The 15,273-nt window shown below is 67.5% G+C and carries 15 protein-coding genes and 4 pseudogenes; 11 read left to right on the top strand and 8 right to left on the bottom strand.

What is annotated here, in order from left to right:
• Nucleotides 1-103: 103 nt before the first annotated feature.
• Nucleotides 104-1,033, bottom strand: coding sequence for a LysR family transcriptional regulator (locus ACLIN4_RS00575; RefSeq protein WP_107478138.1), 930 nt, complete (start codon nucleotides 1,031-1,033; stop codon nucleotides 104-106).
• 113 nt (nucleotides 1,034-1,146) lie between these two features.
• Here ACLIN4_RS00575 and ACLIN4_RS00570 point away from each other — a divergent pair, with 113 nt between their 5' ends.
• The 3 genes and pseudogenes from ACLIN4_RS00570 to ACLIN4_RS00560 all read left to right on the top strand — a co-directional run bounded on the left by ACLIN4_RS00570 (nucleotide 1,147) and on the right by ACLIN4_RS00560 (nucleotide 2,905).
• Complete coding sequence (locus ACLIN4_RS00570; protein ID WP_107478150.1) at nucleotides 1,147-1,674, top strand: sugar O-acetyltransferase; 528 nt, start codon at nucleotides 1,147-1,149, stop codon at nucleotides 1,672-1,674.
• Nucleotides 1,675-1,815: 141 nt separating this feature from the next.
• Nucleotides 1,816-2,193 (top strand): nuclear transport factor 2 family protein, encoded by a 378-nt coding sequence (locus ACLIN4_RS00565; protein WP_107478139.1) that lies wholly within the window; start codon nucleotides 1,816-1,818, stop codon nucleotides 2,191-2,193.
• A gap of 9 nt (nucleotides 2,194-2,202) precedes the next feature.
• A pseudogene (locus tag ACLIN4_RS00560) lies at nucleotides 2,203-2,905 on the top strand (IS5 family transposase).
• A 194-nt stretch (nucleotides 2,906-3,099) separates the two neighbouring features.
• Here ACLIN4_RS00560 and ACLIN4_RS00555 read toward each other — a convergent pair.
• Nucleotides 3,100-3,987, bottom strand: a complete 888-nt coding sequence (locus tag ACLIN4_RS00555; RefSeq protein ID WP_411575364.1) for a septum formation family protein — start codon at nucleotides 3,985-3,987, stop codon at nucleotides 3,100-3,102.
• 530 nt (nucleotides 3,988-4,517) lie between these two features.
• On the opposite strand from ACLIN4_RS00555, the gene ACLIN4_RS00550 reads away from it, so the two are divergent.
• Nucleotides 4,518-4,811 carry a hypothetical protein gene (locus tag ACLIN4_RS00550; RefSeq protein WP_289909253.1) on the top strand — a complete coding sequence of 98 codons (294 nt, stop codon included), beginning with the start codon at nucleotides 4,518-4,520 and terminating at the stop codon, nucleotides 4,809-4,811.
• 118 nt (nucleotides 4,812-4,929) lie between these two features.
• On the opposite strand, the gene ACLIN4_RS00545 is transcribed toward ACLIN4_RS00550, so the two are convergent.
• From ACLIN4_RS00545 to ACLIN4_RS00535, 3 genes are all read right to left on the bottom strand, one after another.
• Nucleotides 4,930-5,088 (bottom strand): hypothetical protein, encoded by a 159-nt coding sequence (locus ACLIN4_RS00545; protein ID WP_411575363.1) that lies wholly within the window; start codon nucleotides 5,086-5,088, stop codon nucleotides 4,930-4,932.
• Nucleotides 5,089-5,120: 32 nt separating this feature from the next.
• On the bottom strand, nucleotides 5,121-5,549 hold the full coding sequence (locus ACLIN4_RS00540) for a hypothetical protein (protein WP_411575362.1): 429 nt from the start codon (nucleotides 5,547-5,549) through the stop codon (nucleotides 5,121-5,123).
• A gap of 692 nt (nucleotides 5,550-6,241) precedes the next feature.
• Entirely contained in the window at nucleotides 6,242-6,874 is a 633-nt protein-coding gene (locus ACLIN4_RS00535) for a TetR/AcrR family transcriptional regulator (RefSeq protein WP_411575361.1), read from the bottom strand.
• Nucleotides 6,875-6,936: 62 nt separating this feature from the next.
• On the opposite strand from ACLIN4_RS00535, the gene ACLIN4_RS00530 reads away from it, so the two are divergent.
• Complete coding sequence (locus ACLIN4_RS00530) at nucleotides 6,937-8,127, top strand: serine hydrolase domain-containing protein (RefSeq protein WP_411575360.1); 1,191 nt, start codon at nucleotides 6,937-6,939, stop codon at nucleotides 8,125-8,127.
• A gap of 119 nt (nucleotides 8,128-8,246) precedes the next feature.
• Here ACLIN4_RS00530 and ACLIN4_RS00525 read toward each other — a convergent pair.
• A pseudogene (locus ACLIN4_RS00525) lies at nucleotides 8,247-8,404 on the bottom strand (site-specific integrase); the annotation flags it as partial.
• Between the two features lie 85 nt (nucleotides 8,405-8,489).
• Nucleotides 8,490-9,608: an epoxide hydrolase family protein gene (locus ACLIN4_RS00520; protein WP_411575359.1), complete on the bottom strand. Its 1,119-nt coding sequence runs from the start codon at nucleotides 9,606-9,608 to the stop codon at nucleotides 8,490-8,492.
• A gap of 97 nt (nucleotides 9,609-9,705) precedes the next feature.
• On the opposite strand from ACLIN4_RS00520, the gene ACLIN4_RS00515 reads away from it, so the two are divergent.
• The 6 genes and pseudogenes from ACLIN4_RS00515 (at nucleotide 9,706) to ACLIN4_RS00490 (ending at nucleotide 14,748) form a co-directional block, all read left to right on the top strand.
• Nucleotides 9,706-10,182 carry a MarR family winged helix-turn-helix transcriptional regulator gene (locus ACLIN4_RS00515; protein ID WP_411575358.1) on the top strand — a complete coding sequence of 159 codons (477 nt, stop codon included), beginning with the start codon at nucleotides 9,706-9,708 and terminating at the stop codon, nucleotides 10,180-10,182.
• Nucleotides 10,183-10,768: 586 nt separating this feature from the next.
• The gene (locus ACLIN4_RS00510; RefSeq protein ID WP_411575357.1) at nucleotides 10,769-11,335 is read left to right on the top strand and encodes an RICIN domain-containing protein; all 567 of its coding nucleotides are present in this window, start codon (nucleotides 10,769-10,771) and stop codon (nucleotides 11,333-11,335) included.
• A gap of 311 nt (nucleotides 11,336-11,646) precedes the next feature.
• On the top strand, nucleotides 11,647-12,192 hold the full coding sequence (locus ACLIN4_RS00505) for a helix-turn-helix domain-containing protein (protein WP_411575356.1): 546 nt from the start codon (nucleotides 11,647-11,649) through the stop codon (nucleotides 12,190-12,192).
• A pseudogene (locus ACLIN4_RS00500) lies at nucleotides 12,153-12,476 on the top strand (transposase); the annotation flags it as partial. The gene ACLIN4_RS00505 and the pseudogene ACLIN4_RS00500, both read left to right, overlap by 40 nt.
• 72 nt (nucleotides 12,477-12,548) lie before the next feature.
• Nucleotides 12,549-13,733, top strand: coding sequence for an IS701 family transposase (locus ACLIN4_RS00495; RefSeq protein WP_411575355.1), 1,185 nt, complete (start codon nucleotides 12,549-12,551; stop codon nucleotides 13,731-13,733).
• 209 nt (nucleotides 13,734-13,942) lie between these two features.
• Nucleotides 13,943-14,748, top strand: a pseudogene (locus tag ACLIN4_RS00490) (IS5 family transposase).
• Nucleotides 14,749-14,757: 9 nt separating this feature from the next.
• On the opposite strand, the gene ACLIN4_RS00485 reads toward ACLIN4_RS00490, so the two are convergent.
• Nucleotides 14,758-14,967, bottom strand: a complete 210-nt coding sequence (locus tag ACLIN4_RS00485) for a hypothetical protein (RefSeq protein WP_411575354.1) — start codon at nucleotides 14,965-14,967, stop codon at nucleotides 14,758-14,760.
• Nucleotides 14,968-15,273: the final 306 nt, after the last annotated feature.

Here is a 15,273-nt window from a genome sequence, read left to right as displayed (position 1 = left end):
CGACGGCCGACTGCGGGCTGAGTGCGACTGCTCAGTTGCCACGAGCGCTTTTTCCTTGCGACGCGTGTCCTCCTGGGCCGTGTCTGTTCTTGCGGTTGTCTGGTCAGCGGTCGACCCAGTCCGGTGCCCACACCTTGTCGGGGGTTCGTGGGCCTGTGGTGCGCAGATACTCGCGTAGTGCGGTCAGCACGGGGTGCTGGTCTTCGTTGCGGAACAGCAGTACGTGAGGGTAGACCGGAGTCGGGTCGTGCAACGGGATGCGCCGCAGGTCGTGGGCCTGGGGCCACAGGTATCGGTCTCCGCTGCCGACGAGGGTGGCCAGAGCGGCCGAGTCGGCCAGCGCGTCCATCAGGGCCTCATCTCCGAAGTTGGGGCCGAGCGCGTCGATGCTCAGGCCGAATGCCTCGGACAGCGCCTGGTAGAACGCCGCCCACTCCGTGCCCGGCGTGATGCCGGGGATCCAGATGCGGTGGCCTGCCAGGTCCGTGGGCCTGACCCAGGGGGCGCCGGCCAGCGGGTGGCCGGGACCGACCAGGAGTTCCAGGGATGAGTCCAGGAGTCGTTCGGCGCTGATACCGGCCGGGACCTGATGGGCCGGCAAGGCACGGAAGGACGCGTCGATGGTCCCTTCGAGCACTGCTTGGGCGGCCTGGTCGGCGTTCTCCGTGCTCAGCGTGACCGCGTCGAGGTCCACCGCGGGGTGGGAGCGGTAGAACCGGTATACGGCCTGAGCAGGAGCGATGCGCCGATTGAGGACATCGACGCGCAAGGGACGGCTTCCGGGGCGCACAGCCTGCTCGGCCTGCGCCATGGCTGCCAGGACCTTCTTGGCGTGGGGCAGGAAGACCTGCCCGTCCAGGCTCAGCCGAGAGCCCCGGGGAGTGCGCACCAGCAGCGTGGCCTCAATGTGCCGCTCCAGAGCCGCGATCCGCTTGGAGACCGCCTGCTGGCTGACCCCCAACTCGTCGGCCGCAGCCTGAAACTGGCCGGCCTCGGCGACGGTCACGAACGTCCGCAGCGCCTCGACATCCACGAGCTCACCCTAGCTCCACAACCTCTGGTTGTGTCCGGTCGGGTCAGGGTTGTTTGATCACCTGTTCTGCGCGGTGGTGTGATCAGCGCATGTCCACCCGCACAGAGCAGGTCATGCATGTCCATACACCGGAGTTCACCCGTCACGCGGAGCGGATCGTGGAGGTGACCGATGCGACGTCTCGACTGAACGTGCTTCCGTTCAGCGACAGCGGAGGCCGGAAGGAACTCCTTTCCGTTGTCTTCGGTGGCCCGCTGCCGGAATCGGTGACGATCTACCCGCCGTTCTTCACCGAGTACGGGCTGAACACAACGTTCGGGGAGAACGTCTTCGTCAACCAGAACTGCACGTTCATGGACAAGGGAGGCATCCGTATCGGGAACGGGGTCATGATCGCCCCGAAGGTCAGCCTCATCACCGGAGGTCATCCACTGCCCCTGGCCGAACGCCGCGAGTACCTTTCCTTCGCCCCGATCGTCATCGAGGACGACGTCTGGATCGGGACAGCTGCCGTGATCACGCAGGGGGTGACCATCGGTGCCGGCGCGGTGGTTGCTGCCGGGGCAGTGGTCACCCGCGACGTCCCCGCCGGCGCCGTCGTCGCGGGAGTGCCTGCCCGGGTGATCAAGAAGACCGACTGAGACCGGCCGGGCTGCCGGCCCCGTTACGCACCGCCTCGACGGGCGGAACCCGATGCATGGTGCTGTGACCGGGATGATTCGCCGTGACCGGAAGGCGGCTCGCGGGACGAGCGCACGCGCAACGGCTGGTATTACTGGGGCATGCAGGAAGAGACGGCACGCTCCGCGATCGACACGTTCATCTCCGCGTTCAACGCCTCGGACGACAGTTATGTGACTGCCCTGCTCGCGCAGGCTCTGACCTCGGATGTGGTCTTCTGGGGGCCGTTGGGCCGCAGCGAAGGAATCGCGGCGGTCGAGCGGTTCGTGCTGGACATCCGGCGCCACCCAGCGGGAACCGGCACGATGGTGCGCTGCTCAGCGGTGGACATGCCTGACGAGTGGGCCCGGTACCAGTGGGTCTTCACCACGCCGGATGGAGGTCCCCGCCTGGCGGGAACGGACGTCGTCCATCTGCGGCGGAGCCTCATCGACCAGGTCATCGTCTTTGCGGGGGAGATCGAACCGTCAGCCTCCTGAGTCGTCCTTCTGTACGTCAACCGCACCGGCATCCCGTGGGAGTACCTGCCGCACGACTTCCCGCCGTACAAGACCGTCTACGACTACTACGCGAAGTGGGAATCCGACGGCACCACCCGGCAGGTCCACGACCTGTTACGCGACAAGACCCGACGGGCTCACGGCCGCAGTGCGGAGCCCACCGCGACCGCAGTGGACGCGCAGAGCGTGAAGACCTCGGCGAACGTCGCCGAGACCAGCCAGGGCATCGACGCCGGCAAGAAGATCAAAGGACGCAAGCGGCACGTGATCACGGACCCGCTCGGTCTGGTGCTGGCTGTCCTGGTCTGCCGCGAATGTGCACGACACCACCGGAGGCAAACGGCTGCTCGACGAGCTGGCTGCGGCACATCCCGGTGTCACCAAGGTCTGGGCCGACGGCGGGTACCAGAACAGCATCTTCAACCACGGTGCCCGGCTGGGCATCGATGTCGAGGTGGTACAGCGGCCACGGGCGAAGGGGTTCGAGCCGCTACCGAAGCGGTGGGTGATCGAGCGGACCTTCGGCTGGCTGATGCAGCACCGCCGTCTGGCGCGGGACTACGAAGCCCTGCCGCAGCGATCTCAGACAATGATCCACTGGGTGATGGCTAACAAAATGTCCCGCGAACTGACCGGAGAATCCGCACCAACGTGGCGAATTGAAACGGACATCCCACCCATATCAAAGTGAACATCGATCAGATGCTCTCTAAGCGCCGGGTGAGGCGGGTGAGAGTGACCCCGTGGGGGAAGGCGGTGCGCTCGGCGACGTCGAAGACTGCGGGGTCGAAGGCACCGTCGACCAGCGGGACCCCGGCCCCCGGCTCCGTCCCGTCGCGGTCAGGCGGGGCGGGCACCAGCTGACCGGTGCCCGCCCCTAAGGAGTCAGCTCGCCCAGACCTCGGCCTCGTCGGCCGGGACGGTGGTGGCCAGGCCCAGCTCCTTGCGGGCAGCCACCGACTTGTTCGGGTCGATGCCGGTGAACGCCGAGTCGTAGGCGACGTAGAACGAGTCGGCGTCGGAGGCGTTCGCGGCCTTCTCCCAGTCGCCGGCCGCCTTCGCCAGCGTCGAACGGAGCTTGCCGACCTCGACACCCTCGATGTCGTTGAGGCCCTCGACGTGGGCCTGGAGAGCGGCCGTGACGGCCTTCGCCTGCGCCTTGTAAGCGGGCAGGTCGGCCTCGACGGTGTCCTTCTCGGACTGGTTCTCCCACAGGGCCTCGTAGACCGCGTTCGACCCCTTGAGGTAAGTGAGCTGTTCGGGCTTGAGGGACTTCGCGGTGTCCAGGGTGCCGCTCAGCGTGCCCTTCTCGGCGGTGTAGGTGCAGCTCACCGAGCGGTCGCCCGTTGCCCAGCTCTCCGCGGTCGGGGTGTAGTAGAAGAGCTCGGCGCCCTTGGGGAGCGCCCAGGTGTCCGGGGCGTACTTCTGCGCCTCGACCAGACAGCGGGTGTCCGCGATCGCGGAGACCCCGTCGTCGCCAGGGTATTGCTTGCCCTCGTCGATCGAGAACTCGCCGACGACCTGGCCTGCGTGCGCCTCGTCGCAGGGCACGATCTCGACGGTGTACGCCGTTCCCTCGGCCTTGCCGGACGGGTTGTAGCAGTCACCGGTGTTCAGCGAGAACACCGAGCGCTGGCGGGCCACCTTCTTCGCGCCGTCCTTGGCGCTGTCGACGGCGTCGGTGACGTCCGAGCACCCCACCGCGCCGATCGCGAGCAGGGCGACAACGGCAGATATGCCGCTAAGGGAACGATAAGGGGCACGGGTGGTCATGACGTGTACATCCTCTTACTGGGTTTTTATGAGGGGTATGCGGATCGTATGCCATCTCTGTGTCCGGTCGTGGCCCGGTGGCTGGCGGTCAGGTCCTCACCTCATCGCGGCCTTTCAGACTCGGGACGGGCCGCGAGGGTTGTACCGGCACGGAGTCGGCGGCGACCCGTTGCGCCGGCCGGGCACCGGTGGGCGAGCCGTACGTCCGCCTGCACCCTCGTGCCGAGCGCGCATCCGGTAGGCGGGATGCAGCAGGGGGCGGTCATGATGTACGCGTGGAACGGTGGGGAGCGTCCGGGTCGGCGTGGTCCGGAGTTCAGGCGCCGTCCGGGCGAGGGGGACGTGGGGCGCGGTCTGCGGACGGCGGCGGTGCCCCGCGTGTCGGACGACGCGGAGGAGAGCAGGGGTCAGGCGAGTCAGTGGGGGGAGCGCTTCGCCGCCCTCCACCGTGACGAGGACGACCGGGTCCGGCAAGCGGCCGAGGCGGAGCTGATGCGGCTGGTCTCCCTGGTTCCCGGGGGAGCGGACCCGTGCCCGCCGTGGAAGTCCACGGCAACACCTACAACAAGTCCCCACGCAGCACGGGAATCATCGACATCGGCCTGCGGATCGACCGGGAGAGCGAGGCCCGGCAGGTGCTCGCCCGGTTGGATCCTTCCCGCTGCGCTGAGGGCCCGCTGGTCGTTCGCGGCGCGGCTGGTGTGGGCAAGTCCCTCCTGGCCCGGGCAGCGGCGCAGGGTGCGGGAGACGCCGAGGCCGCTGGTTCGACGGTGGGCTGCACATCGAGCGAACGACCTGGCGGACGAGGGGGCGTCAGCCTGTGAACCACGGTGACGCCCCCGACGATACCCAGGACCACGCGCACCGCTGGAAGGGCTCCACCATCACCAGACTCTCGCAGGCCGCCGTACCTACCGCACGGCGGGTAAAAGGGCCACTCAGCTACTGCGCGACGACCTCGAGCACCCAGTAGGTCTCAGCCTCCCTGGTCGCCGTGTTGTGGATCGGCTTCGGAAGCAGCGACTTGTCTTCGATCGCAGGACGGCCGATGACGTCCCCCTTCAGCTTGATCTGGAAGCGGCCGGTCTTCACCTGGTCCACGGAGGTGAGTGTCTTGCCGGAGTCGAGATGGATCAGTTCGAACCTCGGTACCGAGGCGACACGTCGTTCAGGACTACGGTCGTGGCGGGCTCGTGGCCCTGCTGGGCGAGGAACGGCACGAACACCTGCCAGTCGCCGAATTCCGGTGCGGGACAGAGGAAACTTTCGACGGGCGCCGCGAACCGCCGCACGGGGGTGCTCGACGGGCCGGATGTTCGAGTGTGCAGTGGCTCCGTCGATGCTCCCCTCGGCCCGGCGAACACGGACTTCACCTCGACCTGCCCGTCGGCCGAGACGGTCGTGGTCTCCTGGGCATCCCACTTGTCGGACGAGTACTCCTGCTCGTTGGAAAACTCCCATCGGGTGTTCCAGCGAGCCAACAGCATGCCCGTACCGTGCGGCTTGAGGTCGATCATCTGCGTGCGCCATGATCTGTCGTCGAACAGGTACACACGCCACATGCCGCGCGGCCATCTTTCGACCAGCGCCAGCGGTTGGTCCCGCGCAGACAACAGAACCGCGTGATCCTCCCGGCAGCATGCTTGCGTGCGGCGAGGGCTCGCGACATCGGGTTCGGATGGGTCATTCCCCGATAGGAACCCCACTTCTCGCCGTACGACACATCAAGACTGTCGAAGATCACAGCCGCACATCCCCCTGTGGCACCAGCCACCCTGAGCAGTGGCACTCGGCGGGTGACCCCCGCCGCAACGCCCGGCCCTTCCCAAGCCTCGTCGTGCCGTCAGTCTGCCACTGGGGTGTGACACAGAGGATCGTGGGCGCCCGCAACCCGGGGGACACCGACGAAATGGGCGCCCCAGGTGACGAAACACGTCGGTTCGACGCGATGAAATCCTGAACGCCCATGACCTACCGCAGCCGCCACCGACTGTCGGCAACGAACGAATGGCGACAGGTGCGGCGGGAATCCAATGAACCCCGGCAGCCCTCTTGAGTCGTCGGTAGCAGATGAGGCTGCAGGCGAGGGGGACGAAGGCATCGTGGAGTTCGGTGCGGCGTAGCCATCGGGCGGCGAGTCGTTCGAAGTGGTGGAGCAGGGCGCAGGTCTGCTCGACGGCATGACGGAGCTTGCCCAGGCCCTCGATGTTGGGGGCACCTCTGCGAGAGGCCGCCACCCGGTGGCTGCTGATCATCAACCGAGCTGGGCGCGTCGGCAGGTTCCTGTGAACACGCGGCCGATTTGGTCGTTCAACGCGGCGAAGATCGCCGGTTTCGGTGTGCCATCGGGGTCGATATGCGTGTGCAGGGCGAGCCCTTCGGCGAACGCGACGATATGCAGGGCCTGGCCAGCCGCGTCGATCCCGTGACCGACCTCGCCGCATACCGTCCCATTTCTGATGGCTTGGGTCACGCGTGAGCGGATACCCATGAGGGTCGCTGTCTGGACGTTGGCAAGGCGGGCGTTGTGCGCGGCCTGGTCGGCGAAGGCGAGACGGACCAGGAACTCGGCGCGGCGGGCGTCGTCCAGCGGCATGAGCTCGGTCAGCGCCTGCCGCAGCATGTCAGCGATGGTGCGGCCCTCGGCCTCGCCCCGGTTCACCAGGCCGTCCACTCGTGCGGTGAAACGCTCGCTGACGCGGGTGAACGTGGCCAGCAGCATCTCCTCCTTCGTCGTGAAGTAGTGCTGCACCAGGCCGACGGACACGCCCGCTTCCGCGGCGGTCCGCGCGACGGTCACGGAGGTGAGACCGTGTCGCGCGATCAGGCGTTGGACGGCGTCGGTGATCTGCCCGTGGCGGGCGTCGTGGTCGGCAACTCTCGGCACGTGAGGACGGTATCGCGTGTTATAACCGTACGTCTATATTGCTAACGGAGGAGAACCCCGCGATGATCCGACGACGCTTAACCCGCTTGTCAGGTCTGGGACTTGCTCTTGCTCTCCTGCTGCCACCCGGTATGGCCACCGCGGGCCAGGTCAGTGACGGACAGACGGCCGACGGCCGCCGTGACCCGGCCCTCCAGGCCCTGGTCGATCAGGTGGTGGCTCACCCCAACCCCAACCCAGGCGCTTTCCTGCTCGCCCGACGCGGCTCGGACTACCGCTTCGGCGCGGCCGGCGTCGCCGACCGTTCCGCCGGCACACCGATGGCACCGGACCTGAAGTTCCGCACCGGGAGCGTCACAAAAACCTTCACCGCAACGGTCGTCCTGCAACTCGTCGCCGAGCGCCGGTTGCGACTCGACGACACCGTGCAGAGCCTGCTGCCCGACCAGGTCCGCACCGGCAACGCGCTGGCCGGTGCGCCCATCACTGTCCGCCAACTGCTCAACCACACGAGCGGGCTGTACGACTACATCGATGGGCTGCTTCCCCACTTCCGCAGCCTCGACCAGTACTGGCCCCGCGACCAACTGATCAGCATCGGTCTGGCCCAGCCCCGGTACTTCCCAGTTCCCGGCACCCGGTTCCGGTACTCCAACACGAACTACCTGCTGCTCGACCTGATCGTCGAGCGGATCACCGACCGCGACCTGCGCACCAACCTCGAACGCCGCATCTTCGCCCCCCTCGGGCTGCGCGACACTTCGTACCCGCTGGCACGGAACGCCATCGACGGAGCCCATGCGCACGGCTACGCAGATATCTCGCTCCTGTTGCCGAACGCGCCGGATGCCACCCGGTTCGACGTCACCGCGTCCAGCCCGTCCGAGGCCGGCGCATCGGGCGCCCTGGTCTCGACCGCGGCTGACATCGCACGCTTCTACCGGGCCCTGCTGCAAGGACGTCTCCTGCCCCCAAACCTGCTTCGCCGGATGCTCACCGACACGGTTCCCGTAACCGGCAGCGCCCCGCCCGCTGTCGCCTACGGCCTGGGCGTCTACGTCTACGCCACCAGATGCGGCCGTGCGTACGGCCACGGCGGCAGCGCACCCGGCTACCTGACCTATGCCCTCAACAGCCGCGACGGGCGCGACCAACTCGTCGCCCACACCAACTGGAACTCCTTTACCGATACCGGGATCGACGAGGTCTTCTGGACAGCCTTCCAGCAGGGTTACTGCGAGAGGCCTGGGTAGATCCCATCGGCGCCAGGTAGTAAGGAGACCGAAGGTTGAGGGGCTGTTGGCCAAGTCGACGAGCTTTCCGGCGTAGGCCGGTCAGTGACGTACTGACCCGCATCATCGTCCGCGGCCTACGCCAGCGGCCGGGCCTCACCGAGCCGTTCGGCGGTCTTGCCCACCCGATCCCGTAGTTCTGAACTGTGTTCGGATTGCCGAGCGAGTCGAGGAACACGTCCGCCACCACACGGACGGTCAACGGCTTCCCAGCCGATGGCTGTACGACTGTGGCCATCACTTCCCCCTTGCCGTAGACAACAGGGTTGCCTCACGCAGAGGCCGCGGAACGGCACTGGGTCACCGCAGTTGAACACTGGTCGCTAGTCGTGCTTGACGTGGGTGAGGAAGAAGTCCCGGACGTCCTGTGCGAGCAGCTCCGGCACTTCCATCGCAGCGAAGTGGCCGCCGTGCTCGAACTCCGACCAATGCCTGATGTCGTACAGCCGCTCGGCCAGTGGTCGCACCGACTGTGTGATGTCGTGCGCGAACACCGCGACGCCGAGCGGCACCGGGCACGGCTGTTGGACGCCCCGCGGGGCATCGTGGTGGAGCCGCGCTGAGGAGGCCGCCGTGCCGGTCAGCCAGTACAGCGAGATATCGGTGAGCATCCGCTCGTCGCTGACCGGTGTCTCGGGGTCGGTCCACTGGGCGAAGCGCTCGGCGATCCAGACCAGCTGGCCGACCGGTGAGTCGGTCAGCGCGTAGCCGATGGTCTGCGGGGTGAGGGCCTGCAGAGCCTGGTACGGCGGACGGTTCGCCATCAGCTGCCGGATCTTGTCCAGCCGGGCTTCATCCATTTCGGACAGTTCGATGTCGGCATCCGGGACCGGCCGGGTCGGCAGGTAGTTGACGTGCACCCCGACGACGTGCTCGGGTGCCACCGCGCCGAGCGCCGTCGAGATGCCCGCGCCGAAGTCGCCGCCCTGCGCGCCGTAGCGCTCGTACCCGAGACGGTGCATCAGCTCGGCCCAGGCCCGCGCGACCCGGGTAGCGTCCCAGCCGCGCTCGTGGGTCGGCCCGGAGAAGCCGTAACCCGGGATGGACGGCATCACCAGGTGGAAGTCGCGCGACAGCGGCTCGATCACGTCGAGGAACTCCAGGAACGAACCGGGCCAGCCGTGGGTGAGGATCAGCGCGAGCGCGTCCGGGTTCGCAGACCGGAGGTGGACGAAGTGGATGTTCTGGCCTTCGATCTCGGTGGTGAAGTGCGGCAGCTCGTTCTCGGTGGTGAAGTGCGGCAGCTCGTTGAGCTTGGCCTCATGCGCACGCCAGTCGTAGCCGGTGCGCCAGTACTCGGCAAGCTCCTTGAGCCGCGCCAGCGGGAAGCCGTAGTCCCACCCGGCGTCGGCGACCTCATTGGGCCAACGGGTGCGGGAGAGGCGGTCGGTCAGGTCGTCGAGGTCGGCCTGGGGAACGTCGATGCGGAACGGCTTGATCATGGTCTCACTCCAGGAAGATGCAGTCGAAGCCTAAACGTTAGTGCCACTAACGAAGCTAGACTGTTAGTGGCACTAACGCAAGAGGTGGAGGATCCCGATGAGCCCGACCCCCGAACCAACCCCGGCCCGGCTGCGCGCCATCCCCAGCCGCCTGCTCACCGGGGCCGCGGTCGTCGCCGACCGGCTCGTCAGCGAGCGCCTGACCGCGGAAGGTGCTCGCAAGTGGCACTTCGCCGTGCTGGTCACGCTGGCCGAAGCCGGCGCCGCCAGCCAGGCCGAACTCAGCCGCCGCACCGGCATCTACCGCAGCGACATGGTCGCCGTCCTCAATGAGCTGGCCGACGCCGAATACATCCGCCGCGAGCCCGACCCCGCCGACCGCCGCCGCAACGTCATCACCCTTACCCCCGCCGGCCGCCGCCGCCTGGAACACCTCGATACGCTTGTCGCCGACGCCCAGCGCGAACTCCTCGCCCCCCTCACTCCCGGCCAGCAGGACGAACTCACCCGCCTGCTCACCGTCCTCACCGAGTACCACCACCCCCCGCACCCCCGCCCGGACGCCGCGCAATAGCCCGTCCCCGCGCGCCCCGAGCCTCACCCCCCACCTCCGAGGGCTCTGCGAGCAGCAGCGTGTGCAGAGGTGAGAGCTGCGCGACCGCGCGGACAAGGGCGCGTTGTCGGACGTTGTGCTTCTCTGCCACCAAACCTGGGATAGAGCGACGACGAACAACGGGATGACGCCGCCGACGGCGAGCACCCGCGGTCATCCTGGCGGTGTGGCCCTTACCGCAGGCCAGCCAGAGGGCGGGCGCCGCGGCGCGGACAAGGCGCCCGGCCCGCCTGCTGTGCGCTCTGCTGCTGGCCGCCGCCGGCTAGATGCGATCCGGGCGATCACGCATGGGTGGGCATCGTCCGCCGCGTGAGCCCATGTAGCGGTGGGCGAGGGCATGATCGGATTCGCCTGCCTGCACAATCTGGCCCACCGGAAACTCACACCCCGCGTGAGACACCTTTAGATAATTTCTCAATACGACTATTGTCCCTTATTTCGGTTAATGGGTGTTGCTGCTCTCGGTGAGGGGATGCCAGAAATGCGCGACAGACGGATACCGGTACTCCACGTTGCGGAAACCGCCACAGCAAAAGGGAGAGTTTCCATGACCGAAGTTGACGCCGCCGAAGAAGAGCCGACAACGACCGCCAGCGAGAACCCGGCGCCGCCCGTTCTCCAGGCGCCGCAGGCATCGTCCGTCAACATCCCCACGGACCGTGACGTGTGGAACGACCACATGGTCACCTCACTGCACCTCAACAGCGCGGGCTTCCACGGTGCGCCGAACGGCCACGCGCTCCTGTTCCACGACCGCAACAACATCGACAACCTCGGTGAGAAGTGGCGGTTCACGCAGCACTGGGACGACGGCACCTACACCATCGCCAACGCCGAGTCCGGCCACGAGTTGGCCGTCGCCTCCTCCGGCCTGCACTACAAGAAGGTCGTCCTCTCCGGGCGGCTCTACCCCACCGGCCGGAGGTGGCGCCTGCGCCCGTCAGGGCTGTTCGGCAGCTTCAGCATTCACCCGGTCGACGATCCCACCCTGGCCATCGCGCCCCTCACCGACTCGAACCGGTACCTGTACCTGCTCCCGTACCAGCCGTACCTGACGCACTTCTTCAGGGGGCGGAGCGGGACTTCTGACCGGGCAGGCCGTCCGCTGAGCTGAGAGGCGCGGCCCGTGCGTGAGGCGCCGCTGGTCCGACGTGGCCAGCGGCGCCTTCGCGTTTCCGCTGTGACACGTTCTGACCACGGCCATCTCGCTGAGCGCCCGATCTCACCTGCGCAGCCACTGAGCCGTAACCACGGATCCTGTCCCATCAGCGCAAGGGCTACCCGGGCATCGGACTGCACACCGACGAGAAGGGGGACGCTGGCACATGAACCCCCTGACAGGGCGAGTCCGGCGGTGACGGCGTCGAGGTCCTGGCGGAGGAAGCCGGTGAAGAGCCCAAGAGGACCACAGGAGCGGCCGGAGCGATGGGAACCACCGCCACCGTGTCCGAGCACGGGCGCGATCGGGTACGGCTGGAGACGTTCACCGGGTTGCGGGGCGACCAGTTCGGCCGGTTACTGAACGCGGCCCGGAAACGTGGTGACGAGGGGCGCGACTGGGGGCATCCGCGGCAGCTGCCGCTGGCCGAGTGGGTGCGGCTGGTGACCGTGTACTACCGAACGAACCTCACTGTGCGGCAACTCGCTCCGCTGTTCGGCGCCTCGCCGGCGACCGTGTGCCGGGTGGTCCAAGGGCTCGGTCCGCTGCTCGCGGTCGAGCTGGCCCGCGGCCCCCAGGGCGCAGTCGAGCGGCTGTGGATCGTGGACGGCACCCGTCGAACACCTACCGCAACGGCAGCCTCGCCATCGGTATCGCGCGTCAGTGGGCGGTGCATTCCCGGTCTCCGGCTGCCCGTTCGGGCACGTCGGGTCGTCAGTGCCTCACGAAGCCCGCACGGCGCGCACAAGCAGATGGACGTGGGGCGAATCCCCTTTCGGACAAGGCGTATTCGTCACGGGCGATCCGCCTGATGCTGCGGCGGCGGGGCATCCGGGCGGTGATCCCTGAACGGGCCGACCAGAAGGCCAACCGCGTGCGGCGCGGACAGGGCGGCGGCAGGCCACCGGCCTTCGACCGTGACCTCTACAAAGCGCGCAACGTCGTCGAACGCTGCTTCAACCGGCTCAAGCAGTTCCGCGTCATCGCCACCCGCTTCGACAAGCTCGCCGCCCGCTACCGGGCAGGACTCCACCTCGCGGCACTCATTCTCTGGCTCCGCGAGCCCCGACAAGATCACTTGTCAGACACGGCCTAGGAAGATTGTCGGCCCTTAGTACTGCAACGGTGCTTGCCGTGACTGGTGGCCAGGTTGGTCGTTGGTGTGGTTATGGGTGGGGCCCTTTCTGATGTCAGGTTGTGGGCGGGTGAACTGGAATCTGTGCATGGGCAGTTCGTGCACCGTTTCAGCAGATCGGAGTCCCGGGAGTCGGCACTGGCTTATATGCGGGGCCTGATCGCTCCGCTGCAGCGGAAGAACGGCTGGACGCTGGCGGAGGAAGCCGGTCACGCTGGCCCGGACCGCATCCACCGGATGCTGAACCGGATCGAGTGGGACGCCGACGAGGTGCTCGACGACGTGCGCCGGTACGTGGTCGACAACCTCGGCGACCCGGACGCTGTCCTCGTCGTGGACGACACGGGCTTCCTGAAGAAAGGGACGCGGTCGGCAGGAGTGCAGCGGCAGTACTCCGGCACCGCGGGGCGGACGGAGAACTGCCAGGTCGGCGTCTTCCTCGCCTATGCCACCGACCGTGGGCGGACGCTGATCGACCGGCGTCTGTATCTGCCCACCTCATGGACCGACGACCGGGAAAGATGCCGCCGGGTCGGCATCGGCGACGAGGTCGCCTTCGAGACCAAGGTGGCCATGGCCAAGGCGATGGTCCGCCGCGCGATCGCAGACAAGATCCCGTTCCGGTGGGTGACCGCGGACGCCGCCTACGGCTTTTCCAAGGGCTGGCGGTCCGAGCTGGAACGGGCGGACGTCTTCCACGTCATGGCCACCACCCGGCACGACACCGTGGTCACCCGCTGGGCGATCGACCATCCCGTCCACGACCTGTTCAACGGCCTCGCCCGGCAGAAATGGAAACGTCGTTCCTGTGGCACCGGAGCTCACGGCCAGCGGATCTACGACTGGGCACGCGTCGAGGTGCGGCCCTGGCACCGGCCCGACCGCCGCCACTGGGTGATCGCCCGCCGCAGCGTTGCCCGCCCGCAGGAGATCTCCTACTACATCGCCTACTGCCCCGCCGGAACCACACTGGATGACCTGATCCGCATCGCGGGCAGCCGGTGGGCCATCGAGGAGTGCTTCCAGAGCGCCAAGCAGGAATGCGGCCTGGACGACTACCAGGTCCGCCGCTATCCCGGATGGCACCGCCACATGACCCTCGCCATGGCCGCCCACGCCTGCCTGACCGTCCTGCGAGCCCGAGAGCTGGATGCCGGGAAAGCAGAAACGGATCCTCCCAGCTCATCCACCTCAGCCTCGCCGAGATACGACGGCTGATCGCCCGCCTCACCAACCGCCGGCCCACACCCATCGAGCACATCCTGCACTGGTCGACCTGGCGCCGCCGACGACAACACCAAGCCCGCACCAGCCACTACAAACGACGCGGACACATCCCCTGACCTGGCCACCAGTCACGGCAAGCACCGTTGCAGTACTAGGCCGTGTATCGAAAGTGGATCTTGAGCTGTGAATGATCACGGTTCATGGGTCGGGGAGATCTCACGGACGAGCAGTGGGCGGTGCTGAAATCGCTGTTGCCGAAGGGCGCCAGGTCGGGTCGGCCACCCGTCTGGCCTCGGCGGCAACTGATCGACGGCAACGGTTCCGGGCCCGGACCGAAGTTCCGTGGCGGGTCATCCCCGACGAATACGGACCATGGAACCGGATGTACGACCTGTTACGCCGATGGCAACGGAACGGTACCTGGCACCGGATCCTCACCCGGCTCCAGCCCCTGGCCGGTGTGAAAGGTGCGATCGTCTTGAACCTGAGCGTCGACTCCTCGGTCTGCCGCGCCCATCAACACGCGGCCGGGACCCGCAAGCAGGGTGAACTGCAGAAAGAACCACCGGGCGGCGTCTTCACCGAGCTCCGTGATCATGGGCTGGGGCGGTCGCGCGGCGGGTGGGCAACGCGGGGACTCACCGCAGTTCGAACCCGTGCTGGAGAAGATCCGCGTGCCCCGCATCGGTCCAGGCAGGCCCCGCGTCCGACCAAATCGAGTCCGCGCCGACAAGGCGTACGCCTCCCGCAGAAACCGCGCCTGCCTGCGCCGCCGCGGGATCCGCTGCACCATCCCGGAAAAGTCTGACCAGGCGCGCAACCGCCAGAAGCTCGGCTCCCGCGGTGGTCGGCCGTACTCCGCCCCGGCCGACTACCGCGAGCGCCACGCGGTCGAGTGCGGGATCAACCGCCTCGAGAGACACCGGCGGTCGCCACGCGATATGACAAGCTCGCGGTCCGCTACGAGGCGCCCGTCCTGATCGCAGCCATCAACGAACGGCTGTGACCAGGGCCTTCAAGACTCATAAGGGCCGCCCCGGAAGTACATACTCCTGTGCGCTTGGGGACGGTCACCGCGCCGGTGCGCGGCATCGGAGCGGTCGGCAGGTGCCATCCGTTCGGTCAGCGCCCGCAGCGTCTCCAGGTCGGCCAGCACCTCCGCGCGATTGTCCGACACCTTCATCCACGCCGGCAGCCGAGCGAACATCGACATCATCGACTGCACGCCGCCACGCTCTCGCAATCGCGCCCCGACGTAGGCGGACAGCTCCTCGACGTGCTCCTCGTTATAGGCCCACAAGATGTGACCGGCGCAACGGGTCTGCAGTCACAGAGGCCGCTGGAAAAGCGGATCCTCACTACCGCCCAGCACCGCGCCGACCAGACCAGCCCCCTGCACCTCAGGTTTCCAGTCGGCGACGGCACCGCACCCTCCACAAGCCAGACGACGCGGCTGGAACAGGAGCTCGCTGACGTATCTGGGACCAGAAAGGCCAGGCCGGGGGATCACGAGAGCACGGCCCTCGCATCG

It is taken from the genome of Streptomyces mutabilis (assembly GCF_046628145.1).
GTDB classification, from domain to species: domain Bacteria; phylum Actinomycetota; class Actinomycetes; order Streptomycetales; family Streptomycetaceae; genus Streptomyces; species Streptomyces mutabilis.
The sequence above is the reverse complement of the archived record's forward strand: the minus strand, read 5'-3'. Positions and strand labels throughout refer to the sequence as shown.

Coding starts and splice junctions, on each gene's coding strand:
- ACLIN4_RS00505 (WP_411575356.1), top strand. CDS start 11,647: ATGGGAACCACCGCCACCGTGTCCGAGCACGGGCGCGATCGGGTACGG.
- ACLIN4_RS00520 (WP_411575359.1), bottom strand. CDS start 9,608: ATGATCAAGCCGTTCCGCATCGACGTTCCCCAGGCCGACCTCGACGAC.
- ACLIN4_RS00555 (WP_411575364.1), bottom strand. CDS start 3,987: ATGACCACCCGTGCCCCTTATCGTTCCCTTAGCGGCATATCTGCCGTT.
- ACLIN4_RS00540 (WP_411575362.1), bottom strand. CDS start 5,549: ATGTGGCGTGTGTACCTGTTCGACGACAGATCATGGCGCACGCAGATG.
- ACLIN4_RS00530 (WP_411575360.1), top strand. CDS start 6,937: ATGATCCGACGACGCTTAACCCGCTTGTCAGGTCTGGGACTTGCTCTT.
- ACLIN4_RS00515 (WP_411575358.1), top strand. CDS start 9,706: ATGAGCCCGACCCCCGAACCAACCCCGGCCCGGCTGCGCGCCATCCCC.
- ACLIN4_RS00570 (WP_107478150.1), top strand. CDS start 1,147: ATGCATGTCCATACACCGGAGTTCACCCGTCACGCGGAGCGGATCGTG.
- ACLIN4_RS00565 (WP_107478139.1), top strand. CDS start 1,816: ATGCAGGAAGAGACGGCACGCTCCGCGATCGACACGTTCATCTCCGCG.
- ACLIN4_RS00510 (WP_411575357.1), top strand. CDS start 10,769: ATGACCGAAGTTGACGCCGCCGAAGAAGAGCCGACAACGACCGCCAGC.
- ACLIN4_RS00495 (WP_411575355.1), top strand. CDS start 12,549: ATGGGTGGGGCCCTTTCTGATGTCAGGTTGTGGGCGGGTGAACTGGAA.